Genomic DNA, 19,162 nt, shown 5'->3' with positions numbered 1-19,162 from the left:
CGGGCAGGCGCGCAGCGTGGACGCAGAATCCGCGCGCCGCCACCGGCCCCACCGGCCGTGTCCACTGGAGAGAGAATGTCCATTGTCCGTAACAAGGGCGCGCTGCCGCATGCGCTGCCGTCCATGTTGAAGTCCGTCTTCAAGTCGGCCTTGCCGCCTGCCTTGCGCCTGGCTGGCGTGCGCGCCTTCGTCACCATTGCCGGCCTGGCCACGTTCTGGCAGCTGGGCATGCAGGATTCCCACAATTTCACCAAGGCGGCGGGCTTCGTCCTCGTCGCCAATCTCGGGCTGGGCGGCCTGGCGCTGCTGCTGCCCTGGCGGCGGCTGCTCGCCGGCGCCGCGCTGCTGCTCAATGGCCTGGTGCTGGCCACGGCCGCCGTCGAAGGCTTCCTGTTCTGGCTGTACGGCCTGAACCCGAAGCACATCGCCGTCGCCGATGCGATCCTGGGCAGCAATCCGGAGGAAGCGCGCGAATTCGTCGCCACCTACGGCATCCAGATGCTGCTGGTGGCGGCCTTGCCCGCCGGCCTGGTCGCGCTGATGGCATGGTTCGAGCGGCGCTGGACCCGTGCGCAGGGTGTGCCCGCGGCGCCGTCGCGGCGCGTGCGCTGGGTCGGCCTGGCGCTGGCCGCGCTGTTCGGGGCGCTGCACTTCAATCCGACGATGGCCAAGGAAAACCCGCTGGTGTTCTGGCCGCGCTACGTCGACGATTATTTCGACCAGCGCGCCTTCATGGAACAGGTGCGCCTGAAGGTCGAGCGCGACCTGGACAAGGCGCGCCAGGACCAGGCCAGCTATGCCGGCCCGGCCGAGCAGACCGTCGTGCTGGTGCTGGGCGAGAGCGTCAACCGCAGCAACTGGTCGCTGTACGGCTACCCGCGCCGCACGACGCCGGAACTGGAGCGCCTGCGCGACACGATGCGCGACCAGCTGCTGGTGTTCAAGAACGTGAACTCGGCGGACGCGGCCACCGCCCAGTCGCTGCTCAAGATGCTGACCCCGGCGACCAAGGACCAGCCGGAAGCCTGGCACGACCAGCCCAACGTGCTGGCGCTGGCGCGCACGGCGGGCTACCGCGTGTTCTGGGTGTCCAACCAGGAGCGCGCCGATGGGCCGATCCAGATCCTTGCCGCCCATGCGCACGAGCAGGTGTTCGTCAACGAAGGCCGCGGGCGCGAGGCGCGCAGCCTGGACGAGCGCATGCTGCCGCATATCGAGCGCATCCTCGCCCGTCCCGAGCCGCGCAAGCTCGTCGTCGTGCACATGCAGGGCGCGCACCTGCGCTACGACCTGCGCTACCCGCAGGCCTACGACCGGTTCACCCGCACGGAAGACGGCGTCGACGCGGCGCTGCGCGGCGCTGGCCGGCCGTTCTGGATCGTCAAGGCGCGCGACCAGTACGACAACGCCATGCTCTACGGCGACCACGTGATCGCCTCGATCATCGCCCGCGCGCGGCGCGCGGCCAGCCATCCGACCTCGCTGCTGTACGTGTCCGACCACGGCCAGGAAGTGGGTCACAACCGCGACTTCGCCGGCCACTCCGCGCTCGACCCCAGCGGCTACCAGGTACCGCTGCTGGTCTGGACCAACCGCGCCGACAAGCTGGCGCGCATGGACCGGACCGCCGTGGAAGCCCGGTCCTACCGCACCGACGTGCTCGACCACACGCTGTACGGCCTGCTCGACATCCGGGCGGGCGGCTACCGCGCCGAGGACGACCTGTTGAGTGGCCAGTTCGCCCAGCGGGAGTCGGCATCGCTGGCCCAGCCGCTGGTGCAGGCGGCGGTTCTGCACCGCTGACGCCCGCCGGCCCGCACCGGTCCTTCCCGGGGCCGATCAGCGCCCCGCGCGGGCGCGTCCTGACGGCACTTCGTCCTTCACAGGTCGATGAAGCCGCGCTGCACCGCCAGCTTGACGAGGATGGTACTCATGTGGGTCTTGACCGTGGTCTCGCCGATCGACAGGGCCGTGCCGATCTCGCGGTTCGAGTGTCCGCTGGCGGCCAGGCGCAGCACGTCCAGTTCGCGCGGCGACAGCGCGTCGCCCGCATTGTGGATCGCGACTTCGCGCCGCAGCGCCTGGGACAGCACGTGCGAGCCCTCGTGCACTTCGCGCACGGCAGCCGCCAGGTCGCGCCCTGGCACGTTCTTGAGCAGGTAGGCCGACGCGCCGGCCCGGAGGGCGGCGGCGATGCGGGCGTCGCCGTCATAGGTGGTCAGGACGATCAGGCGCGCCTCGGGGTGGAGGCTGCGGATTGCGCGGATCGCTTCCAGTCCGTCCTTGCCGGGCATTTGCAGGTCGACCAGGGCGACGTCGGGGCGTTGGGCGCAGAAGCAGCGGATCGCCTCGTCGCCGTCCCTGGCCTGGGCGACGATCTCGATGTCGCCATGGGCGGTCAGCGTGGCCGCGATCCCCTCGCGCATCATGGGGTGGTCGTCGGCGATCATCACGCGGATGGGCGTGCCGGAAGTGGCTCTTGTCATGCTAAACAACTTTTCAGGCCATAAACACTGAAAATCATACAACATCCTGACCCTCTCCGCGGACCTGTTTTCGATCCGCCGTGGAAGGGTCCCTGTCCAATGGGATATGCGCGGCGCACGGCGCTTCGCTAGTATCGAAGAAAGTCGCCGTAGATCTTCATCCATCGAACCGGCATCCATCCACCGCCACCGGGAGCCCGCCATGACCATCCAAGCCCTCGCTGCCAGCTGCGCGGCCGAACCGATCGACGTGGTCCGCATCCGCCTGACCCGCTCCACCCGCGCCACGGTCGTGGTAAGCGAGTTCCGCATGGCCAACCGCGTGCTGGCCGACTGGGCCGACCAGGCCGCGCAGGCCGCGCCGGTGGCAGAACGCCAGCGCGACCTGCAGGTCGACTACGAAGTGCTGTTCTACGACGGCTACCGCCTGCGCGGGTGCCACGAGCTGCTGCGCAAGGGGCGCTGCCACGTGTCGCTCAGCCGCGTGGTGCGGCGCCTGTTCAAGTCGATGGCGCAGGGCGCCGCTGCGCTGGCGCCGAACGCCGTGCCGGGGCTGCCGCAGTCGGAGCTGTCGCGCTACCTGGTCGACGGTTGATGCGGCCGGGACGCGCGACTGCGCCGCCGGGCTTCCCGTGCCGCTTGCCGCCCGGCGGACCCGGTCGTGCGGTGCGTGTGGCGCTTGCCGGCGGCCGTCAGTGGTGGTGGATCAGTCCGCGCCGCAGGGCCACGCAGGCCGCCTCGGTGCGGCAGGAGACGTTCAGCTTGGACAGGATGTTGTTGACGTGGTATTTGACGGTGCCCACGCCGATGTTCTCGGCGCGCGCGATCATCTTGTTCGACAGGCCGGAGCTCAGGTGCGTCAGGATTTCCAGCTCGCGCCGCGACAGCCGGTTGGCCGGCACGCGCGCCGCCAGCTTCTCGGCCAGGCCCGGCGCCAGGTAGCGGCGGTTGGCGGCCACCTGGCGCACGCAGTGCACAACCTGTTCCAGCGTCGACTGCTTGAGCAGGTAGGCGCTGGCGCCGGCCAGCAGGCCGCGGTGCACGTCCTCGTCGCCTTCCCAGGTGGTCAGGATCACGATGCGGGCGTCCGGCACGGCCGCCCGCACCCGGCGGATCGCCTCGACCCCGCCGCCGCCCGGCATGTTCAGGTCGATCAGCATCACGTCCGGGCGCAGGCGCAGGTATTGTTCGACGGCGGAGGGGCCGTCGGCGGCCTGGCCGGCCAGCGCGAGGCCGGGCTCCTCGCGGATCATCGCGGCCAGGCCGGCCAGGATCAGCGGGTGGTCGTCGGCGATCAGCAGCGAGATCGGGCGTTCGTCAATCATGGCAGGCCTCCAGGCTAAGGTGGTCGGTGGCGCGCGCGTCGGGACGCGCGGCGCCGCAGGGCAGGGCGAAGCGCGCCGCGCATCCCTGCTCGGGCGCGGCTTCGAGCCAGATGCGGCCGCCGTGCGCCGCGACGATCGCGCGGCAGATCGCCAGTCCCAGGCCCATGCCGTGCGCCTTGGTGCTGAACATGGGGTCGAAGGCACGGCGCGCTTGTTCGGGATCCATGCCGCTGCCCGTGTCCTCGACGGTCACGGCCAGCATGCCGGCGCCGTCCAGCGCCGCGGCGATGCGCAGCCGGCGACGGCCGGCCGGAGCGTCGGCGAGGGCGTCGAGCGCATTGGCCACCAGGTTGCGCAGCAGCTGGCGCAGCTGCACGGGACTGGCCGCCACGCGCCGCGCCGGACGGGCGATCGCGACCTCCACCGTCACGCCCAGGCGTGCGATGGCATCCGCATGCGCGCCCAGCACCTCGTCGACGGCGAGGTCGATGCGGCAGTCGCTGCGCGCGTCCTGCAGCCCGCCCTGGCCGGCCAGCGAACGCATGCTGCGCACGATGTCGCTGGCGCGCGCCGACGCTTCCAGCACCGCGCGCAAGGCATTGCCGACCTGGGCCTGGACCGGCGCCTGCGCACGCTCGATGGCGCGCAGCGCGGCCTGGGCGTGCAGCGCGATCGCCGCCAGCGGCTGGTCGACCTCGTGCGCGACCGAGGCTGCGAACTGGCCGAGCGCCATGGGCGCGGGGGCGGGGACGAAGGGTGTGGAATGGCTGCTCATGTGGGCTCCTCGTGCATTGAAACCGTGTCCGCGCCGGCCGGACGGCCGTATGCGTCATGGTTGCATTGTCGGGAAAGCAGCGTTGACAGTCTAGTTATACAAACGGATAGCGACTCATACCTAAGCATGATGGCGCTGCAAATGACAACGCCCGCGGACCTGGCAGGCCGGCGGGCGTCGTGAGGCAGGAGCCGGGAATCAGCCGCGCCGGCGGCGCATGGCGGCGAAGGAACCGAGGCCCAGCAGCACGAGCGCCAGGCTGGCCGGCTCCGGCACCTTGACCGAGGTGATGCCTTCGATGATGTCGTTCGCGCAGGTCTCGCCCCAGTGCATCGCGAACGAGTCCCAGTTCAGCAGTTCCGAGCCCGACAGGTCGATCTTGAAGGTCAGCGAATCGTCCTTGGCGACGCTCCAGGTGCCGGTCAGCCCGGTCGACTTGACGGTGCTGGAGGCGGTATTGGCTGCCACCGCGGCGCCGTCGCGGTAGGTGCAGTTCCAGTCGAGCGTGCACTTGTTCAGGTAGCTGCTCGGGGTCAGTATGTCGCGCGTGTTGGTGCCGTCCAGCGACAGCAGCTGGAAGGTGCCGCCCTTGTTGTTGTAGCGGTTGTCCAGCGACAGCGCGTAGTCCCAGTTGGTGCCGTTGGACGCCTTGTCGTTCTGGTGGTGGGCATCGCTGCCGTACGGGTTCCACACGTCCGACAGGAACACGTCGCCGTAGCCGATGCCCTTGGTCGAGACGATGCCGGCGTCGGCACCGGCGTGGCCGGCGAAATTCGTGTTGACGACGATCGTCAGGACCGACCCCACGCGCGTGATGGTTGCGCTCTGGATGTCGTAGGTGCTGCTGCCGATGACATCGGCGCCGTAGCCCTTGCCGCCCCAATAGGCGTTGGCGCCGGTGTCTCTGATTTCGCCGGCGCTGGCCTGGCCGATGCCCAGCGCCAGCGCGGCTGCCGCCACAAGCCTGGTGAATGGTTTCACGGGAACCCCTTTTGGACGAATAGTTCTTTTAACTTCTAGTGTTAAGTACTTGTGTTTGCGCGGAATCATGCCATGAATAAACGTAACTTGTAAATCAATTATTTAACCGCAGGTTTCCTGTCGTTTTTTCGTGCGCGTCGTCGGCCTTGGTCGGGAGGCCCGTCCTGTTGGCGACATTCCACTTGCAGATTTGCTATTGCCAACTGAAAATGTCGCATTCCTTTCAGCGATGCGCCTCATGTCCTTCCCGTCCTTCCTGCGTTCCCGTCCCGTCGCCTCGCGCCTCCTTGCCGCCTGCCTGGCCGGGGCGCTGGCCGCCTGCAGCCAGCAATCGCCCGAGGCCGCGCGCGCCCAGGCCGCGGAGATGCAGCGCAAGGGCGAGTTCCGGGAGGCGCTGATCGTGCTGAAGAACGCGGCCCAGGCGGCGCCGGACGATGCGCAGACCCGCTACCTGCTGGCGCGCACCCATCTCGATCTCGGCGACAGCATCACGGCGGAAAAGGAGGCGCGCCAGGCGCTGCGCCTGGGCTACCCGCCGGCCGCCGCCATGCCGCTGCTGGCGGCCAGCCTGGTGCTGCAGGGCCAGCACCAGAAGGCGCTGGACGACACGGTCATGAGCAACCCGCCGCCGGCCTTGCTGGCCGCGCGCGGCGACGCGCTGCTGGCGCTGGGCCGGCGCGACGAGGCGCGGGCCGCCTACCAGGCCGCGCTGCGGGCCGCGCCGGCCCAGGCCGAGGCGACCATCGGCCTGGGCCGCCTGGCCTATGTCCAGGGCGATGCCGCGGCGGCGGCCGAGTACGCGGCGCGCGTGCTGGAGAAGGATCCGCGCAATACCGACGCGTTGATGTTCAAGGCCGACCTGGCCCGCGCCGGCGCCCACCCGGAAGAGTCGCTGGCGCTGTACGACCAGGTGCTCGCGATCAGCCCCCAGCACCGCACCGCGCGGGTCGAGAAAGCCTATCTCGCCATCGGGCTGCGACGGTATGCCGAAGCCCAGGCGGAACTGGACCGGGCGGCCAAGGCCCAGCCGGGCAGCCTGCTGGTGCTGTACACGCAGGCGCTGCTGGACTATTCGCGCAACAAACCGGAAGCCGCGCGCGACGGGCTGTACCGGCTGCTCAAGGCCGCGCCCAACCACATGCCCAGCGTGCTGCTGGCGGGCGCCGTCGACCTGCGCCTGGAGAACTACTACCTGGCCGAGCACCACCTGCGCCACTACCTGGAGCGCAATCCGGACAACCTCCACGCGCGCAAGATGCTGGCGTCTGCGCTGCTGGGCACGGGCCACGCGGACGAGGCGCGCGAAGTCATCGGCGCCCAGCTGGAAGCGGGCAGCGACGACCCGCAGGTGCTGGCGCTGGCGGCCGAGGCGAACATGCGCGCGCGCCGCTTCGCCGAGGCGGCCGACCTGTACGCGAAGGCGAGCGCGCTCGACACCGGTTCCGCCTCGCTGCGTACTGCGCTGGGCCTGTCGCGCCTGCAGACAGGGGCCACCGGTCAGGCGTTGCGCGAACTGGAGGCGGCCGCCGCGCTCGAAAAGACCACGACCGATGCCGGCGAAGCGCTGGTGCGCGCCCAGCTCAAGCTCGGCAACGTGGACGCCGCGATGAAGGCCGTGCAGGACCTGGAGCGGCGCCATGCGGACAATGCGCGCGTCGAGACGCTCAAGGGCCGCGTGCTGGCCGCCGGCGGCAAGGAGGAGGCCGCGCGCGCCGCGTTCGAGCGGGCGCTGGCCCTGGATGCGCGCAGCTTCGAGGCCGCCGCCGGCCTGGTCGACCTGGAACTGCGGGCCGGCCACCAGGACCGCGCGCGCCAGCACATGCTGGACTTTGCCAGCCACAACAAGAACAGCGTGTCGGGCCTGTCGGCGCTGGCCACGCTGGCCGAGCACCAGGGCGACAGCGCCGGCGCCACGCGCTGGCTGGAACAGGCCGCCGCCATCGACCCGCAGGCGATCGGCCCCAACGTCAACCTGAGCGCCCAGTACCTGCGCACGGGCCAGAAGGAAAAGGCGCTGAACCTGGCGAGGAAGCTGCAGGTGGCCCATCCCGACAACATCGACCTGCTCGACCTGCTCGGCAAGGCGCAGCTGGCCAGTGGCGACATGGACGGTGCGCTGGAAAGCTACAAGAGCCTGTCCGCGGCGCTGCCGCGTTCGGCGCAGGCGCTGATGCAGGTGGCGGCGCTGCGCGTGCTGATGAAGAATCCCATTCAGGCCGAGGCCGACCTGAAGGGCGTGCTGGCGATGCAGCCGGACTTCCCCGCGGCCCAGTTGCAACTGGCGGAACTCTACGTGCGCAAGGGGTCGTACGACCTGGCGCTGATGCAGGCCGAGCGCATGCAGCGCCTGCATCCGAAGGGTTCCGCGGGCTACCACCTGCAGGGCGACATCCTGATGGCCAAGCGCCAGCCGGCCGCCGCGCTGGCCGCCTTCGAACGCGCCGCAGCGCTGGCGCCGACGAGCGAACTGGCGATCAAGATCGACCATGCGCTGCGCCTGACGGGCCGCGAGGCCGAGGCGGAGAAGCGCCTGGCGGCCTGGCTGGCTGCCCATCCGGACGACCAGCGGGCGCTGGCCTACCGCGCCCAGACCTGGTCGGCCGCCGGCGACGTCAAGCGCGCCGCCGGCCAGCTGGAGGCGCTGGTCCAGCGCGCGCCCGATAATGTGGTGGCGCTGAACAACCTGGCGCTCGCCTACCAGAAGCTGGGCGACGCGCGCGCGCTGCCGACCGCGGAGGCGGCCTACAAGCTGGCGCAGGCGCAGCCGAACGTGATCGATACGCTGGCCTGGATCCTCGTCGACCAGGGCCAGGCCGCGCGCGCCGTGGGGTTGTTGCGCAAGGCCCAGGCAATGGCGCCGGACGCCCAGGCGATCCGCTACCACCTGGCTGCCGCGCTGGCCGCGTCCGGCCAGCGCGACGCGGCGCGCAAGGAGCTCGATGCGGTGCTGGCGGGCGACATGCAGTTCGCGCAGGCGGAGGAGGCGCGCCGGTTGAGCGACAAGCTGAAAGCGGGGGGCTGAGAATGCCTGAGCGAAGCGTCTAGCTGCTGTGAAGGCAGCAGCCGGTCAAACTGAGCCGTGCTGAACGTCAAGCATCGGCCAAAAGGGGTCGTTGATGAAGTAGGCTGTGCATCATTCGATAAAAGGACAAGCGATGCTGGAACTGAGTAGTCCACGGTGGGGTGAGCTGCGCGATGCGTACGGCAGTGCTGCTAAGATTCCTGATCTTCTTCGGCAGCTCTCGGTCTTACCCGGCGATGATGGTAGTTCCGAACCGTGGTTCAGCCTATGGAGTGCCCTTGCTCATCAAGGCGACGTGTACTCGGCTTCATTCGCAGCGGTTCCACACGTTATCGAGGCCATTGCTAGCTCGCCAGACCGTGTAACCGATGTGTATTTTCATTTCGCTGCGTGGATCGAAATCTGCCGACACAAAAATAGCATCGACGTTCCCGATGAGCTAGCTGCAGGTTACTTCGATGCGTTAAAACGCATTCCCGCACTGGTGACAAGTGCAGCAGAAAAGCAGTGGAACATTGCTTTTACGGCCTGTGCCTTGTCTGCTATCGCCGCCGCAAAGGGTCAGCACGAGTTTGCAGAGGCATTGCTGGAGCTGACCTCGCAGGACACGGTCGGCGAGTTCTTGGAATGGTCCTACGACCGCTAAGGGTCGGTTGCGGCCGATGGTGACACTTCGTTAGTTTTGCTCGACGTCACTCCGCTATGCTTTCGCAAACGGCCGGGTTCGGCCAGCAGCGGTCGGTCGTCGAAAACCCGATCAAACCTAATGCAGCCCCGTGTAGCTCAGCCATCTTTGACCGAAAGAGCAACATTTGGTGAGAGTTGACCGCACCGGTTCGCTATAAAATTTGTCCGCATGCCCGATGCTTACTAGCGTTCGGACACCACAGACAACTCAGCTAAGGATGATGCGATGACAGTCAAAAGTATTCTACTCATTGGGCTTTTTTTAGCTGGTTGTGCTAGCCAGACACCTTCTCCACAAGCTGCAAACAGCCCACAGCAAGTCATATCAATGGCTGCAGAATCAGCACCTCAACCAGTATTCGCAACGGTAGCCCTGCAGGTGCGGGCGGTCGGGAACCAGCATGACGTCACTTATCTCAACTCCGAGTCCGACTACCGCGACCAAAGGAACGTTTCGATTGCGATCTCTCCAGCGGCACGGAGAAAGGTTGAAGCAGTATTTGGTGGAGACCTTTCGAAGGTCGCCACTGGCAAGCATATCTTGGTAAAGGGACGTGCTCAACGGGTGACTATCTGGTTCTTCGATAACAATGGTCAGCGTAGTGATAAGTATTATTATCAGACACAAATTCTCGTATCAGATCCAGCTCAGATCCAGATTATCTAAGTGATGAGGCGATGATCGCCTGCTGTCTCGAGCTAATTCCGGCTCCGGCGCTTAGGGATGGCGGCACTCGGCCAGAAGCGGACGGCTTCTGATGCACGTGCACGAGCCGTCTAATTTCGCAAAGAGATCAGCGACGAGGCCATCAATGCTCCTAGTTTCGCGAAAGCGTCCACAAATCGGTGACGTCATTGAGATTGCTACCTCTCGTGGACTGACGTACGCCCAGTTCACTCACAAACACTCGTTATACGGAGCGCTACTACGAGTTATGCCTGGGTTCCATTCTTCGAGGCCCGAAGACCTGAGCGCAATCATTCTCGCCGAGCCACAGTTCAGTACTTTCTTTCCTCTGGCTACGGCTTGCAGTAAGGGGATTGTGCACGTTGTAGCAAATAAAGCGATTTCTGAATCTTTAAGAATGTTTCCGACGTTTCGAGCATCGGTAAAGGGGCAAGACGGTCGATAGGGCCCGTGGTGGTTATGGGATGGAGAGAAGGAATGGAAGATTGGTGAGCTGCAGCCTGGGATGGAAGCACTGCCGGTGCGTGGAGTCATTAACGATAACTTGCTAGTCGAGCGAATAGTCAGCGGTTGGCGCCATGAGAACTGGTCATAAATAATAATCCGTGGCTCAGTCCTCTCAACGTCTGCTTTGGGTCGATTTCGGTCAACTAGGGCAGCCACATTCACTCACCAGACGAAGAACAAAATGCTCAAGCACGTTAAGCGTCACTGGAATGAGACGCGCGGTGACCAACATGATGGATGGGGTACGTCGTGGTGGTATTTTGAAGTCGCCAACGACGGCCAAGTCGTTCGACATCTTGAACAGTACCAGTCCGGTGAGTTGCTGCACTACGACCTTCAACACGATAGTGATACCTACGGCGGCCTTGCCAAGGACACGTTAGACCTTTCCGAAGCGGCGTACCTCTACATCTCGGCGGAGGAGTTCGAACAAGTATGGGAACGAGCAATACAGGCGAGATGCCGAACATCTCACAGCTGAACGGCGGCAATGGGTCGATAGCTGACGTACACCGCAGTAGTTCGGCAGCCAAATGTTCTTCAAACGTCTGATGCCATGGCCCAAACGCTTTTCCAGTACACGTCTCGTCGCTCGCAGCAGCTCATCTCCCAACGAATCGTAGGTAGACGAACTGCGAACGGCCACTTACGAAATCGCGTCTGGCTGCGCAGTGAATGAATCGCAGTATGTATCGCACGATAGGTATCGAGTCGGATGAAAGGCCCGGCCGATGGTGTTCGGCCGTCGAGCGCACCCTGGTTTGGCTTCAACGCTTTCGCAGATTGCGCATCCGGCAGGAGCGACAAGCACACATCCATCAACGGCTCCATTCGCTTGCCTGCTCGCTCATCTATTGGCGGTACGTCGAATGGCTTTTCCAACCGTTCCAAGCTTCGCAATCAGCCCTGCGGCGTCCACCCCAGCCGCTCCTCGAACACGCGGCGGTACAGTGTGTCGATTTCCTTCGGAATCTTGCGCACGTATTGCTCCGCATGCGCGCGCACTTCGCCCTGCAGCCCGGCCAGGTAGGCGACCGCCTCGTGCGGGCTGGGCGCGCGTTCGCTGACCTTGGCGAACTTGGCAGGCAATGCCGTCCAGACGGCGGCATCGATGCCCCGGTCGGACATCCAGGCGGACACGCGCATGTCGACGGGGCCGTGCGGATTCGGGATGCTGCCGACCCATTGCGGATATTCGAGACGGATCTTCTCGCGCTGGCGCAGCATTTCGCGGGCCGCGTCCAGGTCGGTCGTGTCGAGCAGCGCCCACCAGGTTGGCATGGGCGGCGCCGGTTCGTGCAGCACCAGCGCCAGCTCGTCGCTGTCGTCGCTGTCGCGCACGAACTCGAGCGGCAGCAGTGGTCCGTCCGGCCGCCAGCCGGAGGCAAGCTTCAGCGGACCCGGTTCCCACAGCAGCGAGCCCCAGGCAATACAGGCGATCTTCACGGCGGTTCCTTTCATCGAATTCGGCAATTCCATTCTACAGATCGGCAGGCAAGGCCGCCTTTCCCAAGCGTGCGCCATCAATACGTCGTCTGCGCCATCAATACGCCATGAACTTGGCCCCGCCGCCGCGGTCAACCGGTGGGGCGGCACGACGGGCGAGGCCCGCATGGATGAGACCGAGGTAGTGATCGCGGGCGCCGGCCCGACGGGGCTGGTGCTGGCATTGTGGCTGGCGCGCCAGGGCGTGGCGGTGCGCATCGTCGACCGTAACGCGCAGCCGGGCAGCGGCTCGCGGGCCATGGCGGTGCAGGCGCGCACGCTGGAGCTCTACCGCCAGCTCGGGCTGGCCGACGAGGTGGCAGCGGCGGGGCTGCGGAACCCGGCCCTGAACGTCTGGGTCCGGGGCCGGCGCCGTGCGCGCCTGGCGTTCGGCGATGCCGGCCGCGCGCTGACGCCGTTTCCCTTCGTGCTCATCTATCCTCAGGACCACCACGAGCGCCTGCTGGTCCACCATCTTGAACGGGCCGGCGTGCGCGTCGAGCGCGGCACGGAGCTGATCGGCGTCGAGGCGGGCGACGGGGGCGTGCGCGCCTGCCTGCGCGGACCGGACGGGCGCGAGTGGCCCGTCGACGGCGCCTGGCTGGTCGGATGCGACGGCGCCCATTCGAAGGTGCGCCACTTGCTGGGCACGGACTTCGCGGGCGGCACCTACGACCAGACCTTCTATGTCGCCGACGTCGAGGTGTCCGGGCCGCCTGCGGACGGCGAGATCCACGCCTCGTTCGAACGCGCCGACTTCGTGCTGCTGCTGGCCTACACCCGTCCGGAAGACGGCCGCGCGATGGCGCGCCTGATCGGCGCCGTCAAGCAGGACGGGGCGGCGGAGGCCGTGCCGGAGCACGCGCTGCAGTTCGAGGACGTGCGCCGGCGCGCCATCGAGGCGCTGGGCGTCGAGATCCGCGGCGTCAACTGGTTCTCCACCTACCGCGTGCACCACCGGGTCAGCAGCCGTTACCGGGTCGGACGCGTGCTGCTGGCCGGCGACGCCGCCCACGTGCACAGCCCGGCCGGCGGCCAGGGCATGAACACGGGCATCGGCGACGCCGTCAACCTGGCCTGGAAGCTGGCCGCCGTGGTGCAAGGGCGCGCGCCCGCGGCGCTGCTGGACAGCTATGAACGGGAGCGCATGGCCTTCGCGCGCAAGCTCGTCGAGACCACCGACCGCGTGTTCTCCGTCGTGACGGCCGAGGGCAACCTGGCCGACGTCGTGCGCACCCGGATCGCGCCGCTGGTCGCCGCGCTCGCCTACGGCATCGAGCCGGTGCGCGCGACGCTGTTCCGCGTACTGTCGCAGACCGGCATCCACTACCGCGACAGCATCCTGAGCGAAGGCCAGGCGGGACGCGTGCACGGGGGCGACCGGCTGCCCTGGACCGGGTACGAGGGGCCGGACAACCACGCGACCTTCGACGGCGTCGCCTGGCAGGCGCACGTGTACGGCGAGCCGAAGCCGGGATTCGAGGCCTGGTGCTTCGATGCCGGCGTGATGGCGCGCCGCTTCGACTGGCACGCCGCCTGCGGCGCGGCGGGATTGGCGCGCGACGCCGTCTACCTGGTGCGCCCGGACGGTCACGTGGCGCTGGCCGAGCCGGACGGCGACCCGGCCGCGCTGCAGGCGTATTTCGCCGCGCGCGACATCAAGCCGGCGCCGGTGGCCGCATCAGTCCGGCGCGCGGGCGGGTGATGCGTGCAGCCAGCGGGCATGCAGCCAGCGCGCCAGCCAGTCGAGCGCGTAGCCCACATTGCCGCGCACGTCCAGCCAGGGCAGCAGGCTCGCCTGCTGGAACACGAGGGCGGCGCGCGGATGGGGCGCCGTCGAGGGTTCGCCCAGGAAGCGCACCGTGCCGGCCTGCAGCGGTTCGAGCCCGGCCAGGCCGCGCAGCAGCGTGGACTTGCCGCAGCCGCTGCCGCCCGGCGGGCAGACGACTTCCCGCCTGGCGATGGCGAGGGAGATCCCGTCGACGATCGCGTGGCCGCCGTAGCCGATGGAGAGGTCCTGCGCGGCCAGCGCGCTCGTGTCGGTAGGGACCGCCGTCATGCCGCGCCGAGCTTGTCCAGCGCCGCCTGCAACTGCGTCAGGCTCGGGGTGACGATTGGGATGAACGCCGCTTCGCGCCAGCGCCGCGCGAAACCGCCGCCCTGCTGCTGCAGGTAGGCCTTGCCGCCGCTGGCCTGCAGCTCGAGCATGACGGCTCCCTGCACGCTGGCGGCCAGCGCGATGCGCAGCCGGAACATGTCCGGCGCCGCCGACTTGAAGCGGCCGTCCAGCACGCCCTCGGCGAGCGCCGCCGCCTGGGCTTCCAGCGCGGCGCGCGCCTCTTCGATGCGTGCCGGCAGCGGGCCGCGCACGGTGCCCGCCAGCGCCTGGGCGGCGTCGAGGGAGGCCCTTGCCAGGCCGATCGACAGGCCGCATTGCATGCCGAGGAAGGCGGGGCGCACGCCGGGCAGCCAGGCGCGCGCGTCCGCCGCGATCACGTCGGCATTGTCGATGCGTACGCCGGACAGCTTGATCGCGGCCGTATTGCTGCCGCGTAGGGCCAGCAGGTCGAGGTTCGGGCTGCGCACGGCGCCGGAAGCATCGTGCGTGAACGCGATCACGGCGGGCGGCGCGCCGTCCGGCATGTTCACGGCCGCGGCGGCGATGAAGCCTTCCTTGCGCAGGTTGGTGATCCAGGCCAGGCCGCCGTCCAGGCGCCAGCCATCGTTTTCGCGCTTGTCGTCGCGCACCGCGTCGATCTGCAGCGACTCGATCCCGGACAGGAATTTCATGGCGTTGGACAGGCCCGTCGCCCCGGCCTGGCGGCCCGCCACCAGGTCCGCCGTCCAGCGCGCGCGCAAGGCGTCGTTCTCGCCCTGCAGCAGGTATTCGATGAAGGTGCGCTGGCCCCAGAACACGAAGGCGGCCGTCACCGATCGTTCGGCCACCGCTGCGATGGCCGCGATGGCGTCGACGGCCGTACCGTCCGATCCGCCGTACTGCGCGGGTACGCCGATGCCGAACAGGCCCGCGTCCGCAAGCCGCGGCACGACTTCCGGCGCCAGCGAGGCGTCCGTGTCGAGCCGGTCCGCATGGGTGTCGAGCCAGGCCGCGAGGCTGGCCGGCAGGAGCGCCGTGCCGTCGGCGGCGGCCCTCATCAGATCGCCCCGCTGGCGAACGGTTGCAGCTCCGGGTTGATGGCGCTGCCGGCCAGCGTGTTGGCGAAGTTGCACAGCGTGGCCAGGCTGATGCCCAGCACGACTTCCAGCGCCTGGCGTTCGCCGTAGCCGGCCGCCAGGAAGGCCTGGTAGGCGGCGTCGTCGACGGCGCCGCGGCGCGCGATCACGGCTTCGGCGAAGGCACGCACGGCATCCAGTTTCGCGTCGCCCGTGTCCTTGCCCTGCTGCAGGGCGCGCACGCCCTCGACGGGCAGCTGCGCCTTCTTCAATGCGACGGCCGTGTGGCCGGCGATGCAGAAGTCGCAGCCGTGCTGGCGCGCCGCCGTGATCTGGACGACTTCGCGCTCGGCCAGCGTGAGGCTGGTCTCGGCATTGATGCCGGACACGGTCATATAGGTCTGCAGCGCCTGCGGCGAATTGGCCAGCACGCCGATCAGGTTGGGCAGGAAGCCGTTGTTGGCGATCGCCTTCTCGACGAAGGGACGGGAAGCTTCCGGGGCGCTGTCTTTCGTATGGACGGTGAGGCGGGACATGGTCTTTGCTCGCTGAAGGAATCGATGATCGTTATTGTAGGCGGCTGCCCGCGGATGGTTGGGCTCTCGCGTCTCGATTTTTTGCTCGTTCGTCCAGCTCGCGTACGGCGCCTGCCGGTTCCGGGGCGTTTCGGGCATGGGCCGCGTGGGCGCGCCGGCGGAACGCTCCCGGTTGTTCGCCGATGACCTTCTTGAAGGCCCGAGAGAACGCGGCATACGACCCGTAGCCGACCTGCTCGGCGACGCGCTCCACGGACTCGCCGCCGTGCAGGCGCTGGGCGGCGATGCGCGTGCGCAGCGCCAGCAGGAATTGCGCGGGCGCCTGGCCGCTCGCCTCGCTGAAGTGCTTGTAGAAACTGGAACGCGACATGTGCGCGGTCCGGGCCATCGCCGCCGTCGACCAGTCCTCGCCCGGCGCATGCACCATGCGTTCGACCAGCGGCGCGAATCCGGGCAGGCGCGCGAGCGCGAGCAGGCCCGACGCGATGTCGGCGCGGCGCGCGGCATGGCGCACGACATAGAAGAACATCAGCTCCGCGAGGCGGGCGATCAGCGGGGACGGCGTGTCCGGCGTCGGCGGATGCTCGGCCTGCACCAGGTCGAACAGGCTGGCGACGGCCGCCAGCGCCGGGTCGCCCGCGCGCAGCACGAGGTAGTCGGGAAGCGAGCCCACCACCAGCGACGCCAGCGCGCCGTGGAAGCGGAAGAAGCCGCAGGCCAGGCCCGTGGCCCCGGGGGCAGGATCGCCCAGCGGCGCCATCGCGCTGCCCGGGACGGCGTCGGGAATGGCGTCGGGCCCCAGGCGATGGGGCACGTCGCGCAGCATGAAGACGCCGTCGCGCGCCTCCAGCCGCAGCGGCTGCTGGCCGGCGACGTGCAGCCAGCAGCCGCCGTGCAGCACGAGGTGGAACCCGCCCAGCGCGCGGCCGGCGGTGGAAGCGGTCCAGCGGCCGCAGTACTGGCCGACGTGGAAAGTGGTGGCGTCTAGCTGCACGCCGTCGATCAGCGATTGCACCAGGACGTCGACATCGCCGGACCCGGCAGATGAAGTAACGAGCTTGTTCATGCCGCCATCATCGCCCGGCCGGCGCCGCAGCGACCGAATGAACGGGCATATCGACATGCGCAAACCTTCTTAGGCAGCCTCCGCGCGCAACAGCCTTGCCGCCTCCACCATATTGCGCAGGGCCGCGCGGGTCTCCGGCCAGGCGCGGGTCTTGAGTCCGCAGTCCGGGTTGACCCATAGCTGTCCTGGAGGGATCACGGCGCGCGCCTTGCGCAGCAGGTCCAGCATGGCGCCGGCATCCGGCACGCGCGGCGAGTGGATGTCGTAGACGCCGGGACCGATCCCGTTCGGATAGGCGAAGTCGCCGAAGCCGCGCAGCAGCTCCATGCCCGAGCGGCTGGTCTCGATGGTGATCACGTCGGCGTCCAGCGCGGCGATGGCGGGCAGGATGTCGTTGAATTCGGCGTAGCACATATGCGTGTGCACTTGCGTGTTGTCGGCCACGCCGGCGGCGGCGATGCGGAAGGCGCGGCCGGCCCAGGCCAGGTAGGCGTCCCAGCCCGCGCGCCGCAGGGGCAGGCCTTCGCGCAGCGCGGGCTCGTCGATCTGGATGATGCCGATGCCGGCCGCCTCCAGGTCCAGCACCTCGTCCCGGATCGCGAGCGCGAGCTGGGCGCAGCTGGCGGCGCGCGGCTGGTCGTCGCGCACGAACGACCATTGCAGGATCGTGACGGGGCCCGTCAGCATGCCCTTCAGCGGCCGCCGCGTGAGGCTCTGGGCGTAGGCGGTCCAGGCCACCGTCATCGGCGCGGGTCGGGCGACGTCGCCGTACAGGATCGGTGGCTTGACGCAGCGCGAGCCGTAGGACTGGTTCCAGCCGCCGGCCGTGAACGCGAAGCCGACCAGCTGTTCGCCGAAGTACTCGACCATGTCGTTGCGTTCGGCCTCGCCGTGCACGAGGACGTCGATGCCCAGTTCTTCCTGCTGGCGCACGGCGTGTTCGATCTCGGCGCGCATGACGGCGGCGTAGGCGTTCGCATCCAGTTCGCCGCGCCGGCGGGCGGCGCGCGCGGCGCGGATCGCAGGCGTCTGCGGGAAGGAACCGATCGTCGTCGTCGGGTAGGCCGGCAGTTTCAGGCGCGCCTGCTGGCGTTCGCTGCGGATGGAGAAGGGCGAGGCACGGCGGTCGGCGTCCGCGGACAGGGCCGCGAGGCGCTGCGCGACCTCGGGACGGCGCACGCGCGGGCTGGCGCGGCGGGCGGCCACGGCGGCGCGGGCGGCCGCGAGTTCGGCGGCCACGGCCTGTTCTCCTTCGGCCAGGGCGCGCTGCAGCGTGCGGACCTCGGCCAGCTTTTCGACGGCGCCGGCCAGCCAGGGCCGTACTTCCGGATCGACGGCGCCGTCCTGCGCCAGCGTCAGCGGCACGTGCAGCAGCGAGCAGGACGGCGCGAGCCACAGCGCGCCGGGGCGGCGCGCGAGCAGGGGCGAGAGGCGCGCCAGGCAGGCGTCGAGGTCGGCGCGCCAGACGTTGCGGCCGTCGACGATGCCGACCGACAGCACCTTGTGGTCCGGCAGCCAGTCGGCCACGGGCACCAGCTCCTCGGGGGCGCGCACGGCGTCCACGTGCAGGCCCGCGACGGGCAGCTTGCAGGCCATGCTCAGGTGTTCCTGCAGGGGCGAGAAATAGGTCGCCAGCAGGATCGGCAGGCCGGCCGCGTGCAGCAGGTGGTAGGCGCGTTCGTAGGCCAGCGCCCACGGTGCCGGCAGGTCCAGGCCCAGGATCGGCTCGTCCAGCTGCACCCATTCGGCGCCCGCGTCCTTCAACCGTCCCAGCAGCGTGGCGTAGTGCGGCAGCAGGGCGTCGAGCAGGGACAGCCGGTCGAAGCCCGACGACTGCGCCTTGCCCAGCCACAGGAAGCTCAAGGGGCCGAGCAGCGCCACCTTGACCGGATGCCGCAGCGCGCGGGCCTCGCCCACCTGGCACAGCAGCCGCTCCGGGTCCAGCGCGAAACGGGTGGCGGCATCGAATTCCGGCACCAGGTAGTGATAATTGGTGTCGAACCACTTGGTCATTTCCAGCGCCGGCTCGCCGCTGGCGCTGCCGCTGTGCGCGTGGCCGCAGCCGCAGGCGGCCGCCGTGGCCGCGTCCGCGCCGGCCTCGCTCGCCACGCCGCGCGCCAGCGTGAAGGTGCGCGCGAGCGCCGTCTCGGCGCCGTCGAATCCGAAGCGCGCCGGTGCGCAGCCGAACAGCAGCACGTGGTCGGCGACCTGGTCGTAGAACGAAAAATCGCCCACGCTGATGTAGTCCAGGCCCGCGTCCCGTTGCTCGGCCCAGTGGCGCGCGCGCAGCGTGGCGCCCACGGCTTCCAGCGCGCCGGCGTCGATCTCGCCGCGCCAATGCCGTTCCAGGGCGAACTTGAGTTCGCGCTGGGCGCCGATGCGGGGATAGCCGAGAGTATGAGATTTGATCATGATGATTCTAGTTCTTGA

17 protein-coding genes are annotated in these 19,162 nt (G+C 68.5%); 7 read left to right on the top strand and 10 right to left on the bottom strand.

Features of this window, described 5'->3' with window-relative positions:
- Positions 1–75: 75 nt before the first annotated feature.
- On the top strand, positions 76–1,803 hold the full coding sequence (locus QPK32_RS00500) for a phosphoethanolamine transferase (RefSeq protein WP_290410824.1): 1,728 nt from the start codon (positions 76–78) through the stop codon (positions 1,801–1,803).
- A gap of 77 nt (positions 1,804–1,880) precedes the next feature.
- Here QPK32_RS00500 and QPK32_RS00495 read toward each other — a convergent pair whose 3' ends face one another.
- Complete coding sequence (locus tag QPK32_RS00495; protein ID WP_290410823.1) at positions 1,881–2,486, bottom strand: response regulator transcription factor; 606 nt, start codon at positions 2,484–2,486, stop codon at positions 1,881–1,883.
- Between the two features lie 202 nt (positions 2,487–2,688).
- Here QPK32_RS00495 and QPK32_RS00490 point away from each other — a divergent pair, with 202 nt between their 5' ends.
- On the top strand, positions 2,689–3,081 hold the full coding sequence (locus tag QPK32_RS00490; RefSeq protein WP_290410822.1) for a hypothetical protein: 393 nt from the start codon (positions 2,689–2,691) through the stop codon (positions 3,079–3,081).
- Between the two features lie 97 nt (positions 3,082–3,178).
- Here QPK32_RS00490 and QPK32_RS00485 read toward each other — a convergent pair whose 3' ends face one another.
- The 3 genes from QPK32_RS00485 to QPK32_RS26625 all read right to left on the bottom strand — a co-directional run bounded on the left by QPK32_RS00485 (position 3,179) and on the right by QPK32_RS26625 (position 5,567).
- Positions 3,179–3,811 carry a response regulator transcription factor gene (locus QPK32_RS00485; RefSeq protein ID WP_290410821.1) on the bottom strand — a complete coding sequence of 211 codons (633 nt, stop codon included), beginning with the start codon at positions 3,809–3,811 and terminating at the stop codon, positions 3,179–3,181.
- Positions 3,804–4,586, bottom strand: a complete 783-nt coding sequence (locus QPK32_RS00480) for a sensor histidine kinase (RefSeq protein WP_290410820.1) — start codon at positions 4,584–4,586, stop codon at positions 3,804–3,806. Before QPK32_RS00480 ends, QPK32_RS00485 begins: the two co-directional genes overlap by 8 nt.
- Positions 4,587–4,784: 198 nt before the next feature.
- Positions 4,785–5,567: a VPLPA-CTERM sorting domain-containing protein gene (locus QPK32_RS26625; protein ID WP_290410819.1), complete on the bottom strand. Its 783-nt coding sequence runs from the start codon at positions 5,565–5,567 to the stop codon at positions 4,785–4,787.
- Positions 5,568–5,805: 238 nt separating this feature from the next.
- On the opposite strand from QPK32_RS26625, the gene prsT reads away from it, so the two are divergent.
- From prsT to QPK32_RS00455, 4 genes are all read left to right on the top strand, one after another.
- Positions 5,806–8,589: an XrtA/PEP-CTERM system TPR-repeat protein PrsT gene (gene prsT / locus QPK32_RS00470; RefSeq protein WP_290410818.1), complete on the top strand. Its 2,784-nt coding sequence runs from the start codon at positions 5,806–5,808 to the stop codon at positions 8,587–8,589.
- A gap of 133 nt (positions 8,590–8,722) precedes the next feature.
- A complete protein-coding gene (locus QPK32_RS00465) occupies positions 8,723–9,235 on the top strand; it encodes a hypothetical protein (RefSeq protein WP_290410817.1) in 513 nt (170 codons plus the stop codon).
- 267 nt (positions 9,236–9,502) lie between these two features.
- Positions 9,503–9,943: a hypothetical protein gene (locus QPK32_RS00460; protein ID WP_290410816.1), complete on the top strand. Its 441-nt coding sequence runs from the start codon at positions 9,503–9,505 to the stop codon at positions 9,941–9,943.
- 709 nt (positions 9,944–10,652) lie between these two features.
- On the top strand, positions 10,653–10,952 hold the full coding sequence (locus QPK32_RS00455) for a hypothetical protein (RefSeq protein ID WP_290410815.1): 300 nt from the start codon (positions 10,653–10,655) through the stop codon (positions 10,950–10,952).
- 419 nt (positions 10,953–11,371) lie between these two features.
- On the opposite strand, the gene QPK32_RS00445 is transcribed toward QPK32_RS00455, so the two are convergent.
- The gene (locus QPK32_RS00445) at positions 11,372–11,932 is read right to left on the bottom strand and encodes a hypothetical protein (protein ID WP_290411397.1); all 561 of its coding nucleotides are present in this window, start codon (positions 11,930–11,932) and stop codon (positions 11,372–11,374) included.
- Positions 11,933–12,083: 151 nt separating this feature from the next.
- On the opposite strand from QPK32_RS00445, the gene QPK32_RS00440 reads away from it, so the two are divergent.
- The gene (locus QPK32_RS00440) at positions 12,084–13,661 is read left to right on the top strand and encodes an FAD-dependent monooxygenase (RefSeq protein ID WP_290410814.1); all 1,578 of its coding nucleotides are present in this window, start codon (positions 12,084–12,086) and stop codon (positions 13,659–13,661) included.
- Here QPK32_RS00440 and QPK32_RS00435 read toward each other — a convergent pair.
- From QPK32_RS00435 to metE, 5 genes are all read right to left on the bottom strand, one after another.
- Positions 13,638–14,015: an ATP-binding cassette domain-containing protein gene (locus QPK32_RS00435; protein WP_290410813.1), complete on the bottom strand. Its 378-nt coding sequence runs from the start codon at positions 14,013–14,015 to the stop codon at positions 13,638–13,640. The two genes, QPK32_RS00440 and QPK32_RS00435, sit on opposite strands and share 24 nt — an antisense overlap.
- A complete protein-coding gene (locus tag QPK32_RS00430) occupies positions 14,012–15,112 on the bottom strand; it encodes an acyl-CoA dehydrogenase family protein (protein WP_290410812.1) in 1,101 nt (366 codons plus the stop codon). The genes QPK32_RS00435 and QPK32_RS00430 overlap by 4 nt, the downstream gene beginning before the upstream one ends.
- Positions 15,112–15,666, bottom strand: a complete 555-nt coding sequence (locus QPK32_RS00425; RefSeq protein WP_290410811.1) for a carboxymuconolactone decarboxylase family protein — start codon at positions 15,664–15,666, stop codon at positions 15,112–15,114. The genes QPK32_RS00430 and QPK32_RS00425 overlap by 1 nt, the downstream gene beginning before the upstream one ends.
- Before the next feature lie 31 nt (positions 15,667–15,697).
- A complete protein-coding gene (locus QPK32_RS00420; protein WP_290410810.1) occupies positions 15,698–16,732 on the bottom strand; it encodes an AraC family transcriptional regulator in 1,035 nt (344 codons plus the stop codon).
- Positions 16,733–16,801: 69 nt separating this feature from the next.
- On the bottom strand, positions 16,802–19,144 hold the full coding sequence (gene metE / locus QPK32_RS00415) for a 5-methyltetrahydropteroyltriglutamate--homocysteine S-methyltransferase (RefSeq protein ID WP_290410809.1): 2,343 nt from the start codon (positions 19,142–19,144) through the stop codon (positions 16,802–16,804).
- Positions 19,145–19,162 lie beyond the last annotated feature (18 nt).

Source organism: Massilia sp. YIM B02763 (genome assembly GCF_030412015.1).
Taxonomy (GTDB): Bacteria; Pseudomonadota; Gammaproteobacteria; order Burkholderiales; family Burkholderiaceae_D; genus Telluria.
The sequence above is the reverse complement of the archived record's forward strand: the minus strand, read 5'-3'. Positions and strand labels throughout refer to the sequence as shown.

What these genes read in the sequence shown, in the direction of transcription:
- QPK32_RS00500 (WP_290410824.1), top strand. Translation starts at nt 76, where the DNA reads ATGTCCATTGTCCGTAACAAGGGCGCGCTGCCGCATGCGCTGCCGTCC.
- QPK32_RS00495 (WP_290410823.1), bottom strand. Translation starts at nt 2,486, where the DNA reads ATGACAAGAGCCACTTCCGGCACGCCCATCCGCGTGATGATCGCCGAC.
- QPK32_RS00490 (WP_290410822.1), top strand. Translation starts at nt 2,689, where the DNA reads ATGACCATCCAAGCCCTCGCTGCCAGCTGCGCGGCCGAACCGATCGAC.
- QPK32_RS00485 (WP_290410821.1), bottom strand. Translation starts at nt 3,811, where the DNA reads ATGATTGACGAACGCCCGATCTCGCTGCTGATCGCCGACGACCACCCG.
- QPK32_RS00480 (WP_290410820.1), bottom strand. Translation starts at nt 4,586, where the DNA reads ATGAGCAGCCATTCCACACCCTTCGTCCCCGCCCCCGCGCCCATGGCG.
- prsT (WP_290410818.1), top strand. Translation starts at nt 5,806, where the DNA reads ATGTCCTTCCCGTCCTTCCTGCGTTCCCGTCCCGTCGCCTCGCGCCTC.
- QPK32_RS00465 (WP_290410817.1), top strand. Translation starts at nt 8,723, where the DNA reads ATGCTGGAACTGAGTAGTCCACGGTGGGGTGAGCTGCGCGATGCGTAC.
- QPK32_RS00460 (WP_290410816.1), top strand. Translation starts at nt 9,503, where the DNA reads ATGACAGTCAAAAGTATTCTACTCATTGGGCTTTTTTTAGCTGGTTGT.
- QPK32_RS00455 (WP_290410815.1), top strand. Translation starts at nt 10,653, where the DNA reads ATGCTCAAGCACGTTAAGCGTCACTGGAATGAGACGCGCGGTGACCAA.
- QPK32_RS00445 (WP_290411397.1), bottom strand. Translation starts at nt 11,932, where the DNA reads ATGAAAGGAACCGCCGTGAAGATCGCCTGTATTGCCTGGGGCTCGCTG.
- QPK32_RS00440 (WP_290410814.1), top strand. Translation starts at nt 12,084, where the DNA reads ATGGATGAGACCGAGGTAGTGATCGCGGGCGCCGGCCCGACGGGGCTG.
- QPK32_RS00435 (WP_290410813.1), bottom strand. Translation starts at nt 14,015, where the DNA reads ATGACGGCGGTCCCTACCGACACGAGCGCGCTGGCCGCGCAGGACCTC.
- QPK32_RS00430 (WP_290410812.1), bottom strand. Translation starts at nt 15,112, where the DNA reads ATGAGGGCCGCCGCCGACGGCACGGCGCTCCTGCCGGCCAGCCTCGCG.
- QPK32_RS00425 (WP_290410811.1), bottom strand. Translation starts at nt 15,666, where the DNA reads ATGTCCCGCCTCACCGTCCATACGAAAGACAGCGCCCCGGAAGCTTCC.
- QPK32_RS00420 (WP_290410810.1), bottom strand. Translation starts at nt 16,732, where the DNA reads ATGAACAAGCTCGTTACTTCATCTGCCGGGTCCGGCGATGTCGACGTC.
- metE (WP_290410809.1), bottom strand. Translation starts at nt 19,144, where the DNA reads ATGATCAAATCTCATACTCTCGGCTATCCCCGCATCGGCGCCCAGCGC.